Consider the following 17,721-nt stretch of genomic DNA (forward strand, 5'->3'; position numbering starts at 1 on the left):
TTTTTTCTATATAATTGGGTGGATGTTTAATTAGAATAGTCTTAATATGCTTATGCAAATAAGTTATTATAAAAGAGGAGGTGCCCGCATTATGAAAATGACATTTCAGCCTAAGAAGAGACAGAGAGCGAGAGTTCATGGATTCAGAGCTAGAATGAGCAGCCCAGGCGGAAGAAAAGTGTTAGCCGCAAGAAGAGCAAAAGGAAGAGCGAAATTATCAGCTTAATGAATCAGGCCGCAAGTGATTGTGGCCTTTTTTATACGCTCCGTTTGTGCTCGGCGCAGGAATTTGCATTGGATAGGGAGCATGCATGAAACGTTTTCATTCGATTAAAAAAAACAGTGATTTTCAGGTGGTTTACAGGACCGGGAAATCTTACGCCAACAAATTGTTGGTGATGTATGTGATTCGCAGGGACGAGCAGGAGACGAGAATCGGAATATCCGTTAGTAAAAAAGTTGGAAACAGTGTTGTAAGACATCGTGTGACAAGATTGATAAGAGAGAGTTTTCGGTTAAACAGAGCAGAGATTGAGACTGGATTAGACATCGTAGTGGTTGCAAGACCGGCAGCCAGAGATTCGGATTACAAAATGATTGAAAGTGCATTTGTGCACTTGTGCGGACTGCATAACATTAAAAAAGAATTGAAGTGATAAGATGATTAAAAAATTTATGATTCTGCTTATCAGGGGGTATCAGATTTTTCTATCTCCATTAAAAGTAAGATATCACTGTATTTACACACCTACGTGTTCTCAATACGCCATTGAGGCACTGCAAAAGTATGGTGTGTTGAAAGGCACATGGCTGGCTGCAAGGAGGATACTGCGGTGTCATCCCTGGGCTGAAGGCGGTTATGACCCAGTTCCGTAAATGAGGAAAGTTCCCTTCGACTCTAACTTGGGGAACAGTTGAGGAGGTAGTACTTTGGAGTTTTTGGTTTTGACTAAAACAAGTGGTTTTTTAGGTCCGATTGCAGAACTTTTAGGACTTATTATGGAGGGGCTTTTTCGATTTACCAGTTCATTCGGTATTTTGAATATTGGTTTATGTATCATTCTGTTTACTCTGGTTACCAAGTTATTGATGTTCCCGCTTACGATTAAGCAGCAGAAATCAAGTAAATTGATGTCGGTAATGCAGCCGGAGATTCAGGCGATTCAGAAGAAATATAAGGGCAAACAGGACCAGGAATCTATGATGAAGATGAACGTGGAGACCAAGGCTGTCTATGAGAAGTACGGCACTTCCATGACTGGCGGCTGTCTTCCTATGCTGATTCAGCTTCCGATTATGTTTGCGTTGTACCGTGTGATGTACAATATTCCGGCGTATGTTTCCACTGTGCGCCATTACTTTGATTTGATTATTGCAAAACTGCCATCAGGATTTGCATCCACCGAAGTATTTACAGGTCTTGCGGAAACTCACAAGCTGGCCGGTATGGATTATTCCAATATGGACAAGGTGGTTGATCTTCTCTATAAGCTGACAGACCGTCAGTGGGGTGAGATGACAGCGGCGTTTCCTGATATTGCGACGGTTGTAACCCAGACAGGGGAAAATGCAATCGAGAGCATTAACAAGATGCAGCAGTTTTTTGGTATTAATATAGCTTATACACCACTGAATGTAATTCTTGATTTCTTTAAGGGTGGTTCGGATATCACAGTTTTTGCGATGATTACTGCGCTTTTGATTCCGATTCTTTCCGGTTTGACACAGTGGTACAGTACGAAGTTGATGACTTCCGCCCAGCCTCAGACAGCAGAAGATGCTCCTGGTGGAAATATGATGAAGACCATGAATACTACCATGCCTTTGATGTCAGTGGTATTCTGTTTCTCCTTCCCGGTTGGTATCGGTATCTACTGGGTAGCCAGCAGTGTGTTCCAGGTGATTCAGCAGGTTGGTGTAAATGCATATCTGAATAAGATTGATATTGATGATTTGATTAAGAAGAATGTGGAGAAGGCCAACAAGAAACGGGCGAAAAAAGGTCTTCCACCTACAAGGATTACCCAGAATGCTTCCGCTACTCTGAAGAGTATTCAGGCGGCAGAAGAGAAGGAAGAGGCGGCCAGAGCACAGAAAATCGAGAAGTCCAAACAGATTATGAAGGATTCCACGGAATACTATAATATGGATGCGAAACCCGGAAGTCTGGCTTCGAAAGCGGCTATGGTGCAGAAGTATAACGAGAAGCACAACAAATAGGAGGGGTGACCTATGAATACGATTACAGTTTCTGCTAAAACACTGGATGAGGCAATTACGAAAGCGTTAATAGAATTGGGAACCACCAGTGATAATTTGGATTACACTGTCATTGATGAGGGCAGCGCCGGATTTCTTGGCATTATTGGCGCCAAACCGGTAAAAATCAGTGCGAAGAAAAAGAGGGAGTTAGATACCCTCGATGATTTCCTGGACAAAGACCAGGAGGCAAAGAAACAGCAGGAAGCAGCGAAGAGAGAAGCAAAGGCAGCTCAGAAGGCGGCAAAACCGGTTGAGAAAAAACCGGCGAAGCCTGTTCGGGAAAATAAACCTGTCAAGGAAGAGAAGGTTTATAAAGAAGAGAAAGTTGTAAAAGAGGAAAAAGCTGCTCCGGTAGAAAATCAGGAGAAACCTGTGGTGTCCTCCAAAAAATCAGTGGATGGCACAGTCTATGAGGAGACAGCTAAAAAGTTCCTGGTGCAGATGTTTGCAGCTATGAATATGGAAGTGGAGATTACAGCTTCCTATCATGAGGGTGATAAAGAGTTGTATGTGGATATGTCCGGCGCCGATATGGGAATTCTGATTGGCAAGAGAGGACAGACACTGGATTCCTTACAGTATCTGGTAAGCCTTGTTGTGAATAAGGACTGCGACGGTTATGTTCGTGTGAAACTGGATACGGAGAATTACCGGGCAAGAAGAAAAGATACGCTGGAGACATTGGCAAAGAATATTGCTTATAAGGTGAAACGGACGAGACGTTCTGTTTCTCTGGAGCCTATGAATCCTTATGAGAGAAGAATCATTCATTCCGCGTTGCAGAATGATAAATTCGTGATTACCCGCAGTGAGGGGGAAGAGCCATTCAGACATGTGGTCGTTTCCTTAAAGAGAGAGAATCGGGAAAACAGGGATAAGAATAATTAACTGACATAGTAATATAGATTGGAAGGGGCTGTCACGGTGTGGCAACCCCTGAATCTCTTTTAGAGTTTGAGGGAGAAGCATGAAGACAGATACCATTGCAGCCATTGCCACGGCGATGAGCAGTTCGGGGATTGGAATTATACGAATCAGTGGGGAGCAGGCATTTTCGGTTCTTCAGGAAATATTTCGGACGAAGCAGGGGAAAAAACTGGATAAGATAGTTTCTCATCGGGTTCATTATGGACATATCTATGATGGGAATGAGATGATTGATGAGGTGCTGGTTCTGGTTATGAGAGGACCGCACAGCTACACGGCTGAAGATACGGTTGAGATTGACTGTCACGGCGGTGTATTGATGATGAAAAAAATACTGGAGACAGTAATTAAATATGGTGCAAGACCGGCGGAGCCGGGGGAATTTACCAAGAGAGCTTTTTTGAATGGAAGGATTGATTTGTCCCAGGCGGAAGCTGTGATAGGGGTTATCAATGCCAAAAACCAGTATGCATTAAAAAGTTCGGTAAGCCAATTGGCTGGGTCTGTGTCGGATAGAATTAAGAGATTAAGAGAACAGATTATCTATGAGATTGCATTTATTGAGTCGGCTTTGGATGACCCGGAGCATATTTCGTTAGATGGGTATGGGGAGAAGCTGCTTGGCAATCTGGAACCGATGATTCAGGAGATGGAGAAGCTGGTATCATCGGCAGATAACGGGAGAGTCATGACGGAAGGTGTCAGGACAGTGATTCTCGGAAAACCCAATGCAGGGAAATCCTCTCTTATGAATGTGCTGGTTGGGGAAGAGCGGGCCATAGTGACAGATGTGGCCGGGACAACCAGGGATACGCTGGAGGAACATATCAGGCTTCAGGGAATCAGTTTGAATATTATAGACACTGCGGGAATCCGGGAGACGGAGGATGTGGTGGAGAAAATCGGCGTATTGAAGGCCAGGAACATGGCGGATGAGGCGGATTTAATTATATTTGTCGTGGACGCGTCGATACCTCTTGATGAAAATGATGAGGAGATTATCGAGTTAATCAGGAATAAAAAGGCTGTTGTTTTGTTGAATAAGACAGATTTGGAAATGACGGTGACGAAGGAATATCTGGAGGAGAAAACCGGTCATGTGGTGATTCCTGTTTCGGCCAAGGAGGAGACAGGGATAGAGCTTTTGGAGCAGGAGATTAAGTCCATGTTTTATCAGGGTGAGATAGATTTTAATGATGAGGTTACTATCACCAATGTGAGACATAAGACAGCCCTGGTGGAAGCTCTGGCAAGTCTTCGGATGGTCAGACAGAGTGTGTGTGACGGGATGCCGGAGGACTTTTATTCGATTGATTTGATGAATGCTTATGAAGTGCTGGGCTCGGTGATTGGGGAAGCAGTGGAAGAGGACCTGGTCAATGAGATATTCAGCAAGTTTTGTACCGGTAAATAGATGGAGAGAAAGAGGGATGATGTCATGCCTAATTTAGAGGAGACATATGATATTGTAGTTGTCGGGGCGGGACATGCCGGCTGTGAGGCGGCCCTGGCTTGTGCGAGGCTGGGACTGGAGACGATTATGTTTACGGTCAGCGTGGACAGTATTGCTTTGATGCCCTGTAACCCTAATATTGGCGGCAGCTCTAAGGGACATCTGGTGCGGGAGCTGGATGCGCTGGGCGGAGAGATGGGAAAGAATATAGACAAGACCTTTATTCAATCCAAAATGCTGAATGAATCCAAAGGACCGGCGGTACACTCGCTGCGCGCCCAGGCGGACAAGCAGGAATATTCCAGGAATATGAGACAGGTGCTTGAGAACACGGACCATCTGACGGTGCGGCAGGCGGAAGTGTCGGAAATTCTTGTGGAGGATGGCAGGATACAGGGAGTGAGGACCTATTCCGGTGCGGTGTATCACAGTAAGGCAGTTATTCTTGCTACGGGGACTTATCTGAAGGCGAGATGTATTTACGGGGATGTGAGCAATGCGACAGGGCCAAATGGCCTTCAGGCGGCGAATCATCTGACGGATTCTCTGAAAGCTCATGGAGTTGAGATGTTCCGGTTTAAGACAGGGACACCGGCCCGTGTGGATAGGAGGAGTATTGATTTTTCGAAGATGGAGGAACAGTTTGGGGATGAGAGAGTGGTGCCATTTTCTTTCTCTACCGATCCGGAATCAATACAGAAGGAACAGGTATCCTGCTGGCTGACTTACACGAATTCCAATACTCACGAGATAATCCGTGCAAATCTGGATCGTTCTCCACTGTTTTCCGGAGCAATTGAAGGGACGGGGCCAAGATATTGTCCTTCTATCGAGGATAAGGTAGTGAAGTTCCCGGATAAGGACAGGCATCAGGTATTTGTAGAGCCGGAAGGGCTTTATACTAATGAAATGTATCTGGGCGGGATGTCCAGTTCTCTGCCGGAGGATGTGCAGTATGCCATGTATCGCACGGTGCCAGGATTGGAGCAAGTTAAAATTGTTCGAAATGCATATGCAATAGAGTATGATTGTATCAATGCCCTTCAGCTGAAACCGACGCTGGAATTTAAGAAAATTGAGGGATTGTTCAGCGGTGGTCAGTTTAACGGCAGTTCAGGGTATGAGGAGGCTGCAGTTCAGGGATTTATGGCGGGGGTGAATGCAAGTATGAAGATACTTGGAAGAGAGCCTTATGTACTGGACAGGTCACAGGCTTATATTGGAGTTCTGATTGACGATTTGGTGACGAAAGAAAATCATGAGCCATATCGGATGATGACGTCCAGGGCGGAATATCGCCTTCTTTTACGCCAGGATAATGCAGACTTGCGGTTGAGGAAAATCGGTTATGAGATTGGACTTGTCAGCAGGGAAGATTATGAGAAGCTGGTGGAGAAAGAGAAGAATATTGAGAGAGAAGTAGACAGGCTGGAACATACCAATATTGGAGCTAATAAGCAGGTACAGGAATTTTTAGAGAGCCATGGAAGTACGGCCTTGAAAACAGGGGCAACTTTGGCGGAACTTGTCCGCAGGCCGGAGTTAAATTATTTTATGTTAACTGAAATAGATTCGGAAAGGCCGGATTTATCAGCAGATACAGCAGAACAGGTTAACATAAATATAAAATATGAGGGATACATTAAACGGCAGCAACAGCAGGTATCACAGTTTAAAAAACTGGAGAGAAAGAAGTTGGATGAGAAGTTTGATTATAATTCGGTCAAGGGATTGAGGCGGGAAGCGATTCAGAAATTGAATGCTCATAAGCCGGTTTCTATTGGGCAGGCGTCCAGAATTTCGGGAGTATCACCGGCGGATATCTCGGTGCTTCTGGTATATCTGGAACAGCAGCGCCACCAGCATCAGGAATCGTGTACGGAATTGGAGGAGGAGAATGTTCGATAAATTTACAGAGTTGATGAGAGAAGAATTATCGGAGTTTTCTATTGAATTATCGGAGCATCAATTGCATCAATTTTATCAATATTTTGAATTGTTAGTGGAATGGAATAAAGTTATGAATTTGACGGCTATCACGGAGCTGGAGGATGTGGTGACAAAACATTTTGTAGATAGTCTTTCACTGGTAAAAGCTGTGTCGGATTTGAGTGATGAGAAGATTCTTGATATGGGAACGGGAGCCGGATTTCCGGGGATTCCTTTAAAGATTGCGTTTCCTGAATTGAAGATTACGTTGCTGGATTCTTTGAATAAAAGAATCAACTTTTTAAATGAAGTGATAGGACAACTGCAGTTAGGTGAGATTCAGGCCGTCCATGGACGAGCTGAGGATTATGGAAGAGATAAACTGTATCGGGAGCAGTATGATTATTGTGTATCCCGGGCGGTGGCAAATCTTTCTACCTTATCAGAGTATTGTATGCCTTATGTGAAGATAGGAGGAGCATTTATTCCTTATAAATCTGGAAAGATAGAAGAGGAGTTGAATCAGGCAAAAGGTGCTGTGAAACTGTTAGGTGGAAAGATAGAAGAAGTTGTAACTTTTGTACTTCCAAAAACGGATGTGGAGCGGTCGTTTGTTATTGTTAGAAAGACGGAAGGAACGTCAAAAAAATATCCTCGAAAAGCAGGGCTTCCTAGCAAGGAACCATTGAAATAAGTAGTTGATAGAAATAAGAGGTAAACTAAAAGGTAGCTGGAAATAATCAAATTTCCAGCTACCTTTTTTATGGAATGTTTCACGTGAAACATTATCACTTATGTTATTACTTATTTTTTTAAGAAAAGAACATTTTAACGGTTGATACAAACTCCGCAGGCTTTTCCAACTGTGGAAGATATTTTGTATCTGGTAACAATGTATATTCAATAGCTGGATTATAGATAGTATATTCATTTAGTAAATCTTTTATATTATCCATACCGGCGCCGCCTATAATATAGATACTGTTATCAATTTTCTTAATCGCGTTAACTATATTTGCCTTAGTGTAGTTACAATGAACACTGGCATATACTGACTTGGGTGACAGGTTTAAATGGGCTGCCTCATAGTAGGAATTGACATAGCTCTCTCTGACAGAATATGGGTTATAAAAATACTGAGTAATAAAACTTTCTCTGATGGCCTGCTTGCTGGTTGCGATATGATAGAGCAAAGTACCAATAACCGGAAGGTCCAAAAATCCTTTATATAACTTTGCATATTTACCCGGAATCTGGCTGCAAGTCAGGATGCTGTCTGGGTTAATCAATAATAACTTATCAAATAACTCAGGGTTATTATTGCATGCCATGATAGCCAGAGCAGAAGAGTGGCCCGTAGATATCACATCAGTCCGATGTCCAATTTCTGATTTGACAAAGTCAGCGATTAACTGAACATACAAATAGTTGGTATAGGTAAGGCAAGGTTTCTCCGAACGCCCACAGCCAAGCAAGTCCATCGTATAAACCGTATACTCTTTACTTAAAGAAGAAACTACTTGATTCCATTCATAACCACTGGATGCCGCGTCAAGATCATGAATCAACAGCAGAGGTTTCCCGCTGCCACTTTTTGTATAATGGATATTACCAAATCTCCATCGATAACAAAAAGATTCCGGTTCCTCCAGTATGTTTTTTGAAGTAGCAGAAATCTTAATACATTTATTAATAAGTGCCGTTGCCGCAACCGCACTGCTCGATAAAATCAGCATAGTCAGTAATTTATTTTTATTAGTCATATATGACCTCCTTAAAAATCAGAGTAGCATTCCTTCTATATATAATATATCCCTATTATAATATAATACCCATCTTGTTACAACGCCAAAACCTATTAAATTATTCTTAAACTTCCCAAAATGTTTCACGTGAAACATTTTCTAAAAAATTTATACTCTTTTTCATGGAAAGACATAGGAAAAGAATAAAAAATGTGATATACTCATATTTGAATTGGAAAGGGAACGTACAATGGGAAGAATAATAGCAATAGCAAATCAAAAAGGCGGAGTTGGAAAGACTACAACTACCATAAATCTATCTGCATGTCTGGCAGAGGCGGGCCAAAAAGTTTTGTTAGTTGACTTTGACCCACAAGGGAATGCGACCAGTGGCGTTGGACTGGAAAAAGGATATATCGATAAGACTGTCTACGAACTGTTGGTAGACGAATGTCAAATTGAAGAATGCCTCGTAAAAGAAGTTCAGGAAAATCTGGACGTTCTTCCATCGGATGTAAATCTGGCGGGAGCAGAGATTGAGCTGCTTGATTTGGAAGATAAAGAATTATTACTGAAACAACAGCTGGATAAAATAAAGGACGATTACGATTATATTCTTATTGACTGTCCGCCAGCCCTCAGCTTGTTGACAATCAATGCATTGACAGCGGCCAACACCGTATTAATCCCAATTCAGTGTGAATATTACGCATTGGAGGGATTGAATCAGGTATTGAAAACTGTGGGTCTGGTACATAAAAAATTGAATCCTAATCTGGAAACAGAGGGCGTTGTATTTACCATGTATGATGCCCGGACCAATCTTTCCCTGGAAGTAGTGGAAAGTGTTAAGAGTACATTGAATCAGAATATATATAAGACCATTATTCCGAGAAATGTGCGTTTGGCGGAGGCCCCTAGTCATGGAATACCTATCAATTTATATGATTCCCGGTCCACAGGCGCAGAAAGTTATCGGTTGTTGGCGGCAGAAGTGATGAGTAGAGGAGAAGATATCTGATGGCAAAACGAACAGGATTAGGGAAGGGGCTTGGAGCAATCTTTGGGGAAGATGTAATGGACAGCGCCCAGGCCGACCAATTAAAAGAGGAAAAAGGCGAGTATAAAACTGGAAGAGAGAAAACCGTCAAAGCAGGTTCCAAGGAGGAGGAAGAAACAGGGAAAGAAATAACCTTGAAACTTTCCCAGATAGAACCAAACACCGGACAGCCAAGAAAAGATTTTAATCCGGAAATGATACAGGAATTGGCTGGTTCCATTCGGCAATATGGAGTATTACAGCCTCTTCTGGTACAGAAAAAGGGCGACCACTACGAGATTATCGCCGGAGAGCGCCGCTGGAGAGCGGCAAAAGAGGCCGGTTTAAAAGAAATTCCAGTAGTTATTCGTGAATACACGAAACAGCAGACGATGGAAATTGCACTGATAGAGAATGTACAGCGGGAAGATTTAAATCCTATTGAGGAAGCACAGGCCTATCAGCAGTTGATGCAGGAGTTTGATTTGACTCAGGAAGAAATCGCCGCCAGAGTATCCAAAAACAGGGCTACCATCACCAATAGTATGCGTCTGTTAAAGCTGGACAAGAGAGTTCAGGAGATGCTGACACAGGGAATGATTTCCAGTGGACATGCCCGTGCTCTGCTGGCATTGGAGGATGGAGAACAGCAATATCAGGTGGCATTAAAGATTGCATCGGAAAGATTGAGTGTCCGTGATGTAGAAAAATTGGTGAAACAGCTGAGCAAACCGAAGAAAGCTAAGAAGGTGGAGGAAGAGGAGCGGGATTTGAGCTTTATTTTCAAAGACCTGGAAGAGCGGATGAAACAGATTATGGGCACAAAAGTTAATATAAATAAAAAAGACAGGAATAAAGGTAGAATAGAGATTGAATACTATTCAGAGGCGGAACTGGAGCGTCTGGTGGAATTAATCGAATCCATAAGATAGAACCTGGAAGTGAGGAAACAAGATGGAAAACAGCATGCTGAGCAGCTGGTCAATTGACCCGGCTTTTATCATTTTAGGATTGGGAGTTGTAACACTGATACTGTTGGTGATTACCATTGTATGTGTGGTGCAAATCAGAAAGTTATATCGAAGATATGATATCTTTATGAGAGGGAAAGATGCGGAAACATTGGAGGATACCATCTTTGGACTTATCGATGAGCTGAAGGAGATGAAGGCGGAGGACAAGGCGAATAAAGAGGCAATTCGGGTTCTTACTAGAAATGTGAGAGGAACTTATCAGAAATTCGGCATGGTGAAGTACAATGCATTTAAGGGAATGGGCGGCAATTTGAGTTTTGCGTTTGCCCTGCTTGATTTGAACAATACGGGATTTGTGTTGAATTCCGTACACAGCAGAGAGGGATGTTACCTGTATATCAAGATTGTGGAGAAAGGTGAGACGGAGGTACTTCTCGGCAGTGAAGAGAAAGAAGCGTTAGAGCAGGCACTTGGCTATTAATGTTATTAATTTATTGACAACAAAATAACGAAAAAAATAGTCTAGACTTCTTGACGTTAGCACATTAACTTGTTATAATTTTTTACAATGACACAAAAGGGTAATTAGAGTTCTGTTCCATGTCTTCAGATACAAAGGTCAGAACTCTTTTTCATTCACAGAGAGACCCACTCCGTGAGACAGTTGGTGCCAGAACATATAAAGTTGGAATAATTTTATAGGAAGAGGAGGACATGTAATATGTCATATGTTGATGAAATCTATGCAAGAGTTGTGGAACAGAATCCGGGAGAGAATGAGTTCCATCAGGCGGTAAAAGAGGTATTGGATTCATTAAAACTTGTCATTGATGCCAACGAGGAGAAATACAGAAAGGTAGCTCTGCTGGAGCGTCTGGTTGAGCCGGAGAGAGTGATCTCATTCCGTGTGCCGTGGGTAGATGACAATGGTCAGGTACAGGTGAACAAGGCATACCGCGTTCAGTTTAACAGCGCTATCGGACCATACAAGGGAGGTCTTCGTTTTCATCCATCCGTAAATCAGGGTATTCTGAAGTTCCTGGGATTTGAGCAGACATTTAAAAACTCACTCACCGGCCTTCCAATCGGCGGCGGTAAAGGCGGTTCCAACTTTGACCCGAAGGGCAAATCAGACAGAGAGGTGATGGCTTTCTGCCAGAGCCTTATGACAGAGCTTTACAAATATATCGGTAAGGACCAGGATGTGCCAGCTGGAGATATCGGTGTTGGCGCCAGAGAGATTGGTTATCTGTACGGAGAGTATAAGAGAATCACCGGTCTTTATGAGGGGGTTCTGACAGGCAAGGGCCTTACCTACGGCGGTTCCTTGATTCGTACCCAGGCTACCGGCTATGGCCTGGTATATATTCTGGACGAGATGTTAAAGAACAACGGAAAAGAATTGAGCGGCAAAACCGTACTTGTATCCGGTTCCGGAAATGTAGCAATCTATGCAGTAGAGAAGGTACACGAGCTGGGCGGAAAAGTAGTTGCCATGAGCGATTCCAACGGATATATCTATGATAAAGATGGCATCAAGCTTGATATTGTGAAAGATATCAAGGAAGTGCGCAGAGGCAGAATCAAGGAGTATGTGGATGCGGTTCCAACAGCTGTCTACACAGAAGGAAAAGGTATCTGGACCATCCCATGTGATATCGCCCTTCCATGTGCAACCCAGAATGAGTTGAATCTGGATGATGCGAAGGCCCTGTTTGAGAATGGCTGCTTCGCAGTAGCAGAGGGCGCCAACATGCCATCTACCAGAGAGGCAACAGATTTCTTCGTGGAGAAGAAAATGCTGTTCATGCCAGGTAAAGCAGCCAACGCCGGTGGCGTGGCAACATCCGCTCTGGAGCAGTCCCAGAACAGCCAGAGACTGAGCTGGACAGCAGAGGAAGTCGATGCCAAGTTAAAGGGTATTATGGTCAATATCTTTGCAAAAGCAGATGATGCTGCAAAACGCTACGGTGTGGCGGGCAACTATGTGGCCGGCGCCAATATTGCAGGTTTTGAGAAGGTTGTGGAAGCAATGATGGCACAGGGAGTTGTGTAGAAGTTGTTTTGTAAGTTATAAAATTAACAAATCATTTTTCTCTGGTAATCTACAAGGATATAGTATATAATAATAAGAGTTGTAAGGCGGAGGACTTTCTTTCGCCTTCTACTCGTTAAATTGCAGGTTATATCAGAAGGGGAAATCATGCATAAGTTTTTGCGCACAGTTGGTTTCAGTATGTATCAGAAAAAACGGGATATTGACAAGTTGATTCAGGGACTGGCAGAAGACAGGGATAAGATGAGAATTCTGCAGCTTGATTCGGAGGAGAGTCTTTGTGAGCTCCGTGTGGAGACCGCACCCGGGATGGGTATTGCTATTGTGGGGGGACTGGACGAGAGGGACCGTTTTGACGTAGAGTACTATTATCCATATTTTGTGAGTCATGAGAGGTCATCCATAGCGGACTGCTCCATTCAGCGTCATACGGAGAAGGAGACCTATGCGGGACTGTTGGATGATTACCGGGTAGGTATTTCCCTGATTTACTATGTGGAGAATATGATGGAATATCGGACACGGGAGCTGGCTCATGAGTCCGTCGATGTGGATTACGTAAGTCTCTCGGGACTCTGTGTCAATGGCAAGGTGCTGCTGCCCATCCAGAAGACACAGAAACAGATAGAGATGGCAAAGGTGGCGTCCAAGGACCGCAACAACTTGCTGGAAGCGGCGAAAAATGGAGATGAAGACGCCATGGAGACGCTGACTATCGAGGACATCGATTTATATTCCCAGGTTTCCAAGAGAATGATAAAAGAAGATATCTATTCAATTATAGACACCTGTTTCTTGCCATGCGGGATTGAGTGTGACCAGTATTCCGTGATTGGGGATATTCTTCATATTGATGTATTCAAGAACCGGATTACAGAGGAAGAGGTCTATGATTTTACACTGGACTGCAACGATATCATTTTCCATACGGCTATCAATAAGAAGGATTTGATTGGTGAACCGAAAGTAGGCCGCCGTTTCAAGGGCCAGATCTGGATGCAGGGAACCGCGAAATTCAAATCTTGACGAAAAGCCGGATTCTGTATATAATAGGTCTGTTACATTCTATACAAGTTTCTGTAGCTCAGCAGGATAGAGCGTCCGCCTCCTAAGAGAACTTAGAGCGCTCGCTTTTTGGGGATTCGCCCCACAAAATTTAATACGTGTTTCTGTAGCTCAGCAGGATAGAGCGTCCGCCTCCTAAGCGGAAGGCCAGCGGTTCGAATCCGCTCAGGAACACCAGACACATCGCCGAAAGCCTTGATTTTACTAGGTTTTCGGCTTTTTTGTTTTTGGTGAACCTTTTAAAATCTGCTAATAAAATTGTGTCCTTGCTAATAAATTCGGGTCTGCTAATACGAGGTGAACGGTTTTGGGCTGTTTTTACATGAAGTTCTGTTTGCTAATAAAATGGTCTTTTTTTGATCCCATGGTAAATATTTGGGGGCTGATTTGCTAATACGATTTTTCAGCCCCTAAAATTTTTTGCTAATAAGATTATTCTTTATTAGCAGACTGGACAGACTGGATGACTTGTATTAGCAAATCAGGGTTGGCCTGAAACAGGGTTTGCAGCGCCTGTTCTATCGCGCCGGGTTGGGCGATGACGGTTCCGCCATCGTTTCCGCTTGCTTCTTCCAGGCCATTGCCAAGGAAGTCATCCATCTTATGAGCAAGCTTTTCACGGTTGTCTTGGAAGGAATGTTTGCCGTAACGTCTGGTAAGCATCTCTAAGTTTGCCCAGCCTCCGGCCTGCATGACTGAATTAAAGTCTCCCTGGGATACAAACAGCTTTGCAGTGGCGCTTGTGTGACGAAGGCTGTGAAATACAATTTCTTCCGCTTTTATTTCCGGATCGTTCATTTCTACCAGAATCTCTTTAAAGCGCTTGTTTAAATGCTCAGTCATCATTGGGCGGCCGTTTGCCTGGCAGATTACCAGATTGTAGTCTATATATCCATCGGAGCCTAATTCTGCCTTTAATTTTTCCTGCATTTGTCTTAGTATTTGTAACGAATTGAGAACCATCTGCGGGACATCTACATCTCGCGCAGAATTATCAGTTTTAGGCTGCTTTAGGACAATACAGGTTTTCGCTCCGGGAATCAGATTGGGAAACTTGAACAGTATCCTTACTTTGGGCAGTTTCAAGTTTTTCTTACTGATCCGGTCAATGGCTCTGTCAATGTGAAATATCATTTTCTCATAATGGACACGGTCCCATTGCAGCCCGCCGATTTCGCCGCCGCGAATCGTGCAGCCTATGGCAATTAATACGGCGCAGTGAATCAGGTAGTAATCGTAATTGTCAGGGCGGCAGGTATATTTTAAAACCTTTAGGATTTGGTTAGGCTCCAGGACTACCCGCTCCTGTTCTTTATGCTCTGGAAGAGTTGCATTAAGGAACGGATTTTTCTTTCTGTAGTCCCAGCGCACGGCCAGATTAAAGGCACAGCGCAGGATTTTGTGAATGTCATGGATTGTGGACGCTGTAATGTGTTCTCTTGTGGGTTTCCCCATATTTGTGGCAGGCTCCGCTTCCTTTTCTAAAAAGTCGTAATAATCATCAATCATTTTGGTTGTGAGAGAAAGAAGCTTTTTATCACCTATATGAGGATGGACATAATTCTCCAGCAGCCCTACATTGCCATCATAGGTTGAGGCAGCCCATTTTTTATATCCATACTTCTCTATGAACTCATATAGAAATTCGCTGATGGTCATTTCTTTCAGACGGTTCTTTGATTCGTCACCTGTAGTCTGCTGTGCCTGTTCATGCTCAATTTTTGCCTTCATGGATTTTGCCGCAGAATACGTCAATCCAGATTCCCATTTCTGCTGTCGTTTGTCTCCTGTTCCCTCATAGTAAACTACGGAATATGTTTTACCTCGCTTTACAATAGATGCCATACTGATTCTCCTTTTTATTTTCGGGTATCAAGCCATTCATCGAAGGAGGGTTTTGAGACTCTGACATATTTACCAACCTTGACTGTCTTAAAAAGCGACTGTTTGCAAAGGTTGTATGCCATGCTGCGGCTGATCTGCAGGATGTCTGCTATCTCTTGAACCGAGTAGGTTCGCTTTTCTGAAACGGCTTGTTTCTCATGGTTAAATTCTCCAACTGCCATGTTTACTCCTTTCTTTTGCAGTTGAAAGGGGAAATCAGCATAATCCCTGTTTGTTGCTCTCCATATATCTTATACGTGGTGAACCTACGACTTTTCAACTGCAATTAGCAAATTATTTCTAAAATAACCATTGTTGGTTGCACAGTGTTTCAGATCATTTCCTGCGCCGGTCTTCCGCCGCGTATTTGCAGGCTGCCGCTATGAGGCAATTAGGCTGCGGGCGTGCTCCATGTTGTCATCGCACACAATCCACAGCACCTGTATAACTTCTGAACTGTGCTATAAATTTGTCAAGGTACATGCCGGAAAGGGAAAGTGACTTCGCTTTTCGTGGATTTTACTGTCTCAATAAGGAAATAAGGAATTTTTAGAAGTTTTCTGCAGAAATATAAAAAGATATGGTTCATGATGATTTATTTTAGAAAAGAAAAGCCCCGGGACTATAAATATCCAATCCTTGAGTATTATTTACACTATCCAGCCAGTCTTTCCATTTTTTTATCCGGTATCTATGAATGGTTTTAAAAATAACTTGACAGTTTCATTCTATTACAGTAGAATAAAAACACATTCTATTGCTATAGAACAAGAAAGCTGGTTCATTTTATGGAAAAAAGACTATTTGATAGCGAATTAAAGGTTATGGAAACTCTATGGGAAAATGGAGAGCTGTCCGCGAAACAGATTGCTGAGCTTCTGCGTCAGCAGATTGGCTGGAGCAAAACAACTACTTATACAGTATTAAAAAAGTGTATTGATAAAGAAATAATAAAAAGAAGTGATCCCAATTATATTTGCAGTGCCTGTATTTCAAAAGAAGATGTACGCCAATATGAGACACATGAATTGATTAATAAAATGTATGACGGAGCGCCGGATAAACTAGTTGCATCCATCATTGGAAATGAAAAAATGGACAAAGATATGATTAGGCATTTGAAGGAGCTTATACAGAACTTATGAAAGCGGAGGCGCTATGGAGGGAATTATTGCCGCTCATGTTTCCGGAAGCATCATGATTTGTTTCATTTTGTTATTACGGAAACTGTTTGTTTTTCACTTTGTTGGCAGCGCGTGGGCAATTTTTTGGAAGATATTAACCTTGCGTTTGTTATGTCCTTTTACAATCCGGTTGCCAGGAATAGAGCATTTCTTTATTACAGAAAAAAAGAACAGCCATATCCGTGATACGGCTGAAAGAATTGTGCAATACGAAAATAATATACCGAATGAGTTGGCGATAATGATACCGATAATCTGGGGGATAGGCGGACTGATTTGTATGGGGAAATTCGTAATACCACATATCAAAAATCGGAAAGTATATCAGATGGCTCTGCCACTAGAGAATGAGTCGGTGGCTATCTGGATAAAACGCCAGAGTTTACGCCGTAAAATATATGTCAAAGTATCTGATCGAATAATCACTCCTTTGACATATAGCATTTGGAAACCAGTCATTTTACTGCCAAGAATGGATGGGGAAATCGACGAACTGCACCTGGAACAAATTTTAGAACATGAACTGATTCATATTAAGCGGTTTGATGTACTGTTTAAATGGTTGTTGGCTTTCATCTGTGCTGTTTACTGGGTGAATCCTTTTATATGGATCATGTATTCATTTGCTAACCGGGATATTGAACTTGCCTGTGATGAAGCGGTTTTGAAATCCAGGAGCAAGGATTATAAGAAGAGCTACATACTTACATTGATATATTTAGAAGAAAAAAGAGTTAGAGGGGATTTCCTCTGTAATTTTTTCAGCAGATATCCAATGGAAGAAAGGGTACAGATAATGATTAGAAATGGAGATAAAAAAGCGTTAAAAAACATGATACTGCCAGCTATAGCGGCTCTTTTGATAGCGCTATTCAGTATAAGCTCCATGGCGGGGGAATATGACGGAGAGTGGTCTCCCAAAAATGAAAGGAGGGATAACCGTAATTTAACAGCTACTACAACAGATATTCAGATGCAACTGCCAATATTTCAGAAAAGATTACCAGATAATTTTGGTTCTCTAAGTGGAGGTGATTTTGATATTCCCACAATCATCATTAGAAAGTCCAAAGAAAACTATTCAGCTTGCGCTGTTGATAAGAACGGGACCGTTATTTATGAGGAGAGTGGAACTACCAAAAATGTGGAAGCTACACTGGAACATATTTATAATAAACTATTCCAACGTAATTAGGAGAAACG

General features: G+C 42.7%; 18 protein-coding genes and 1 tRNA gene. 16 read left to right on the forward strand and 3 right to left on the reverse strand.

The genetic code is table 11. The annotated features are described in order from the left end of the window. Positions 1 to 91 precede the first annotated feature (91 nt). The 8 genes from rpmH to rsmG all read left to right on the forward strand — a co-directional run bounded on the left by rpmH (position 92) and on the right by rsmG (position 7,265). Positions 92 to 226, forward strand: coding sequence for a 50S ribosomal protein L34 (gene rpmH, locus HMPREF9473_RS00085; protein ID WP_006778076.1), 135 nt, complete (start codon positions 92 to 94; stop codon positions 224 to 226). 85 nt (positions 227 to 311) lie between these two features. Then, positions 312 to 656, forward strand: coding sequence for a ribonuclease P protein component (gene rnpA, locus HMPREF9473_RS00090; protein WP_006778077.1), 345 nt, complete (start codon positions 312 to 314; stop codon positions 654 to 656). Between the two features lie 4 nt (positions 657 to 660). Then, entirely contained in the window at positions 661 to 876 is a 216-nt protein-coding gene (gene yidD, locus HMPREF9473_RS26640; RefSeq protein ID WP_080568754.1) for a membrane protein insertion efficiency factor YidD, read from the forward strand. Positions 877 to 930: 54 nt separating this feature from the next. Next, positions 931 to 2,220, forward strand: a complete 1,290-nt coding sequence (locus HMPREF9473_RS00095) for a YidC/Oxa1 family membrane protein insertase (protein ID WP_006778078.1) — start codon at positions 931 to 933, stop codon at positions 2,218 to 2,220. Between the two features lie 12 nt (positions 2,221 to 2,232). Next, the gene (gene jag / locus HMPREF9473_RS00100; protein WP_006778079.1) at positions 2,233 to 3,150 is read left to right on the forward strand and encodes an RNA-binding cell elongation regulator Jag/EloR; all 918 of its coding nucleotides are present in this window, start codon (positions 2,233 to 2,235) and stop codon (positions 3,148 to 3,150) included. A gap of 79 nt (positions 3,151 to 3,229) precedes the next feature. Beyond that, on the forward strand, positions 3,230 to 4,603 hold the full coding sequence (mnmE, locus tag HMPREF9473_RS00105) for a tRNA uridine-5-carboxymethylaminomethyl(34) synthesis GTPase MnmE (protein WP_006778080.1): 1,374 nt from the start codon (positions 3,230 to 3,232) through the stop codon (positions 4,601 to 4,603). Between the two features lie 24 nt (positions 4,604 to 4,627). Continuing rightward, positions 4,628 to 6,550, forward strand: coding sequence for a tRNA uridine-5-carboxymethylaminomethyl(34) synthesis enzyme MnmG (gene mnmG, locus HMPREF9473_RS00110; RefSeq protein ID WP_006778081.1), 1,923 nt, complete (start codon positions 4,628 to 4,630; stop codon positions 6,548 to 6,550). Beyond that, a complete protein-coding gene (rsmG, locus tag HMPREF9473_RS00115) occupies positions 6,540 to 7,265 on the forward strand; it encodes a 16S rRNA (guanine(527)-N(7))-methyltransferase RsmG (protein ID WP_006778082.1) in 726 nt (241 codons plus the stop codon). The genes mnmG and rsmG overlap by 11 nt, the downstream gene beginning before the upstream one ends. 118 nt (positions 7,266 to 7,383) lie before the next feature. Here the strand turns inward: rsmG and HMPREF9473_RS00120 are convergent, their stop codons facing one another. Continuing rightward, positions 7,384 to 8,334 carry an alpha/beta hydrolase gene (locus HMPREF9473_RS00120; RefSeq protein WP_006778083.1) on the reverse strand — a complete coding sequence of 317 codons (951 nt, stop codon included), beginning with the start codon at positions 8,332 to 8,334 and terminating at the stop codon, positions 7,384 to 7,386. 232 nt (positions 8,335 to 8,566) lie between these two features. Between HMPREF9473_RS00120 and HMPREF9473_RS00125 the strand changes: the two genes are divergently transcribed. From HMPREF9473_RS00125 to HMPREF9473_RS00150, 6 genes are all read left to right on the forward strand, one after another. Continuing rightward, a complete protein-coding gene (locus tag HMPREF9473_RS00125; RefSeq protein WP_006778084.1) occupies positions 8,567 to 9,337 on the forward strand; it encodes a ParA family protein in 771 nt (256 codons plus the stop codon). Beyond that, positions 9,337 to 10,287, forward strand: a complete 951-nt coding sequence (locus HMPREF9473_RS00130; RefSeq protein ID WP_006778085.1) for a ParB/RepB/Spo0J family partition protein — start codon at positions 9,337 to 9,339, stop codon at positions 10,285 to 10,287. Before HMPREF9473_RS00125 ends, HMPREF9473_RS00130 begins: the two co-directional genes overlap by 1 nt. 22 nt (positions 10,288 to 10,309) lie before the next feature. Beyond that, entirely contained in the window at positions 10,310 to 10,810 is a 501-nt protein-coding gene (locus HMPREF9473_RS00135; protein ID WP_006778086.1) for a DUF4446 family protein, read from the forward strand. Between the two features lie 240 nt (positions 10,811 to 11,050). Next, on the forward strand, positions 11,051 to 12,385 hold the full coding sequence (gene gdhA / locus HMPREF9473_RS00140) for an NADP-specific glutamate dehydrogenase (RefSeq protein WP_006778087.1): 1,335 nt from the start codon (positions 11,051 to 11,053) through the stop codon (positions 12,383 to 12,385). A 147-nt stretch (positions 12,386 to 12,532) separates the two neighbouring features. Continuing rightward, positions 12,533 to 13,411, forward strand: a complete 879-nt coding sequence (locus tag HMPREF9473_RS00145; RefSeq protein ID WP_006778088.1) for a DUF3881 family protein — start codon at positions 12,533 to 12,535, stop codon at positions 13,409 to 13,411. A gap of 139 nt (positions 13,412 to 13,550) precedes the next feature. Next, positions 13,551 to 13,627 (forward strand) — tRNA-Arg (locus HMPREF9473_RS00150). A gap of 255 nt (positions 13,628 to 13,882) precedes the next feature. Here the strand turns inward: HMPREF9473_RS00150 and HMPREF9473_RS00155 are convergent. Both HMPREF9473_RS00155 and HMPREF9473_RS00160 read right to left on the reverse strand, forming a co-directional pair. Next, positions 13,883 to 15,295, reverse strand: coding sequence for a site-specific integrase (locus HMPREF9473_RS00155; protein WP_006778089.1), 1,413 nt, complete (start codon positions 15,293 to 15,295; stop codon positions 13,883 to 13,885). A gap of 14 nt (positions 15,296 to 15,309) precedes the next feature. Beyond that, positions 15,310 to 15,516: a helix-turn-helix domain-containing protein gene (locus HMPREF9473_RS00160; protein WP_006776437.1), complete on the reverse strand. Its 207-nt coding sequence runs from the start codon at positions 15,514 to 15,516 to the stop codon at positions 15,310 to 15,312. A 606-nt stretch (positions 15,517 to 16,122) separates the two neighbouring features. On the opposite strand from HMPREF9473_RS00160, the gene HMPREF9473_RS00165 reads away from it, so the two are divergent. Further along, positions 16,123 to 16,479 carry a BlaI/MecI/CopY family transcriptional regulator gene (locus HMPREF9473_RS00165; protein ID WP_006776439.1) on the forward strand — a complete coding sequence of 119 codons (357 nt, stop codon included), beginning with the start codon at positions 16,123 to 16,125 and terminating at the stop codon, positions 16,477 to 16,479. A gap of 13 nt (positions 16,480 to 16,492) precedes the next feature. Continuing rightward, the gene (locus HMPREF9473_RS00170) at positions 16,493 to 17,713 is read left to right on the forward strand and encodes a M56 family metallopeptidase (RefSeq protein WP_006776440.1); all 1,221 of its coding nucleotides are present in this window, start codon (positions 16,493 to 16,495) and stop codon (positions 17,711 to 17,713) included. The last annotated feature ends 8 nt before the right edge of the window (positions 17,714 to 17,721 follow it).

This window comes from Hungatella hathewayi WAL-18680 (assembly GCF_000235505.1).
Lineage (GTDB): Bacteria > Bacillota > Clostridia > Lachnospirales > Lachnospiraceae > Hungatella_A > Hungatella_A hathewayi_A.

Excerpts from the sequence above, each read along its gene's own strand:
- rpmH (WP_006778076.1), top strand. The coding sequence starts at position 92 with ATGAAAATGACATTTCAGCCTAAGAAGAGACAGAGAGCGAGAGTTCAT.
- rnpA (WP_006778077.1), top strand. The coding sequence starts at position 312 with ATGAAACGTTTTCATTCGATTAAAAAAAACAGTGATTTTCAGGTGGTT.
- yidD (WP_080568754.1), top strand. The coding sequence starts at position 661 with ATGATTAAAAAATTTATGATTCTGCTTATCAGGGGGTATCAGATTTTT.
- jag (WP_006778079.1), top strand. The coding sequence starts at position 2,233 with ATGAATACGATTACAGTTTCTGCTAAAACACTGGATGAGGCAATTACG.
- mnmE (WP_006778080.1), top strand. The coding sequence starts at position 3,230 with ATGAAGACAGATACCATTGCAGCCATTGCCACGGCGATGAGCAGTTCG.
- mnmG (WP_006778081.1), top strand. The coding sequence starts at position 4,628 with ATGCCTAATTTAGAGGAGACATATGATATTGTAGTTGTCGGGGCGGGA.
- rsmG (WP_006778082.1), top strand. The coding sequence starts at position 6,540 with ATGTTCGATAAATTTACAGAGTTGATGAGAGAAGAATTATCGGAGTTT.
- HMPREF9473_RS00120 (WP_006778083.1), bottom strand. The coding sequence starts at position 8,334 with ATGACTAATAAAAATAAATTACTGACTATGCTGATTTTATCGAGCAGT.
- HMPREF9473_RS00125 (WP_006778084.1), top strand. The coding sequence starts at position 8,567 with ATGGGAAGAATAATAGCAATAGCAAATCAAAAAGGCGGAGTTGGAAAG.
- HMPREF9473_RS00130 (WP_006778085.1), top strand. The coding sequence starts at position 9,337 with ATGGCAAAACGAACAGGATTAGGGAAGGGGCTTGGAGCAATCTTTGGG.
- HMPREF9473_RS00135 (WP_006778086.1), top strand. The coding sequence starts at position 10,310 with ATGGAAAACAGCATGCTGAGCAGCTGGTCAATTGACCCGGCTTTTATC.
- gdhA (WP_006778087.1), top strand. The coding sequence starts at position 11,051 with ATGTCATATGTTGATGAAATCTATGCAAGAGTTGTGGAACAGAATCCG.
- HMPREF9473_RS00145 (WP_006778088.1), top strand. The coding sequence starts at position 12,533 with ATGCATAAGTTTTTGCGCACAGTTGGTTTCAGTATGTATCAGAAAAAA.
- HMPREF9473_RS00155 (WP_006778089.1), bottom strand. The coding sequence starts at position 15,295 with ATGGCATCTATTGTAAAGCGAGGTAAAACATATTCCGTAGTTTACTAT.
- HMPREF9473_RS00160 (WP_006776437.1), bottom strand. The coding sequence starts at position 15,516 with ATGGCAGTTGGAGAATTTAACCATGAGAAACAAGCCGTTTCAGAAAAG.
- HMPREF9473_RS00165 (WP_006776439.1), top strand. The coding sequence starts at position 16,123 with ATGGAAAAAAGACTATTTGATAGCGAATTAAAGGTTATGGAAACTCTA.
- HMPREF9473_RS00170 (WP_006776440.1), top strand. The coding sequence starts at position 16,493 with ATGGAGGGAATTATTGCCGCTCATGTTTCCGGAAGCATCATGATTTGT.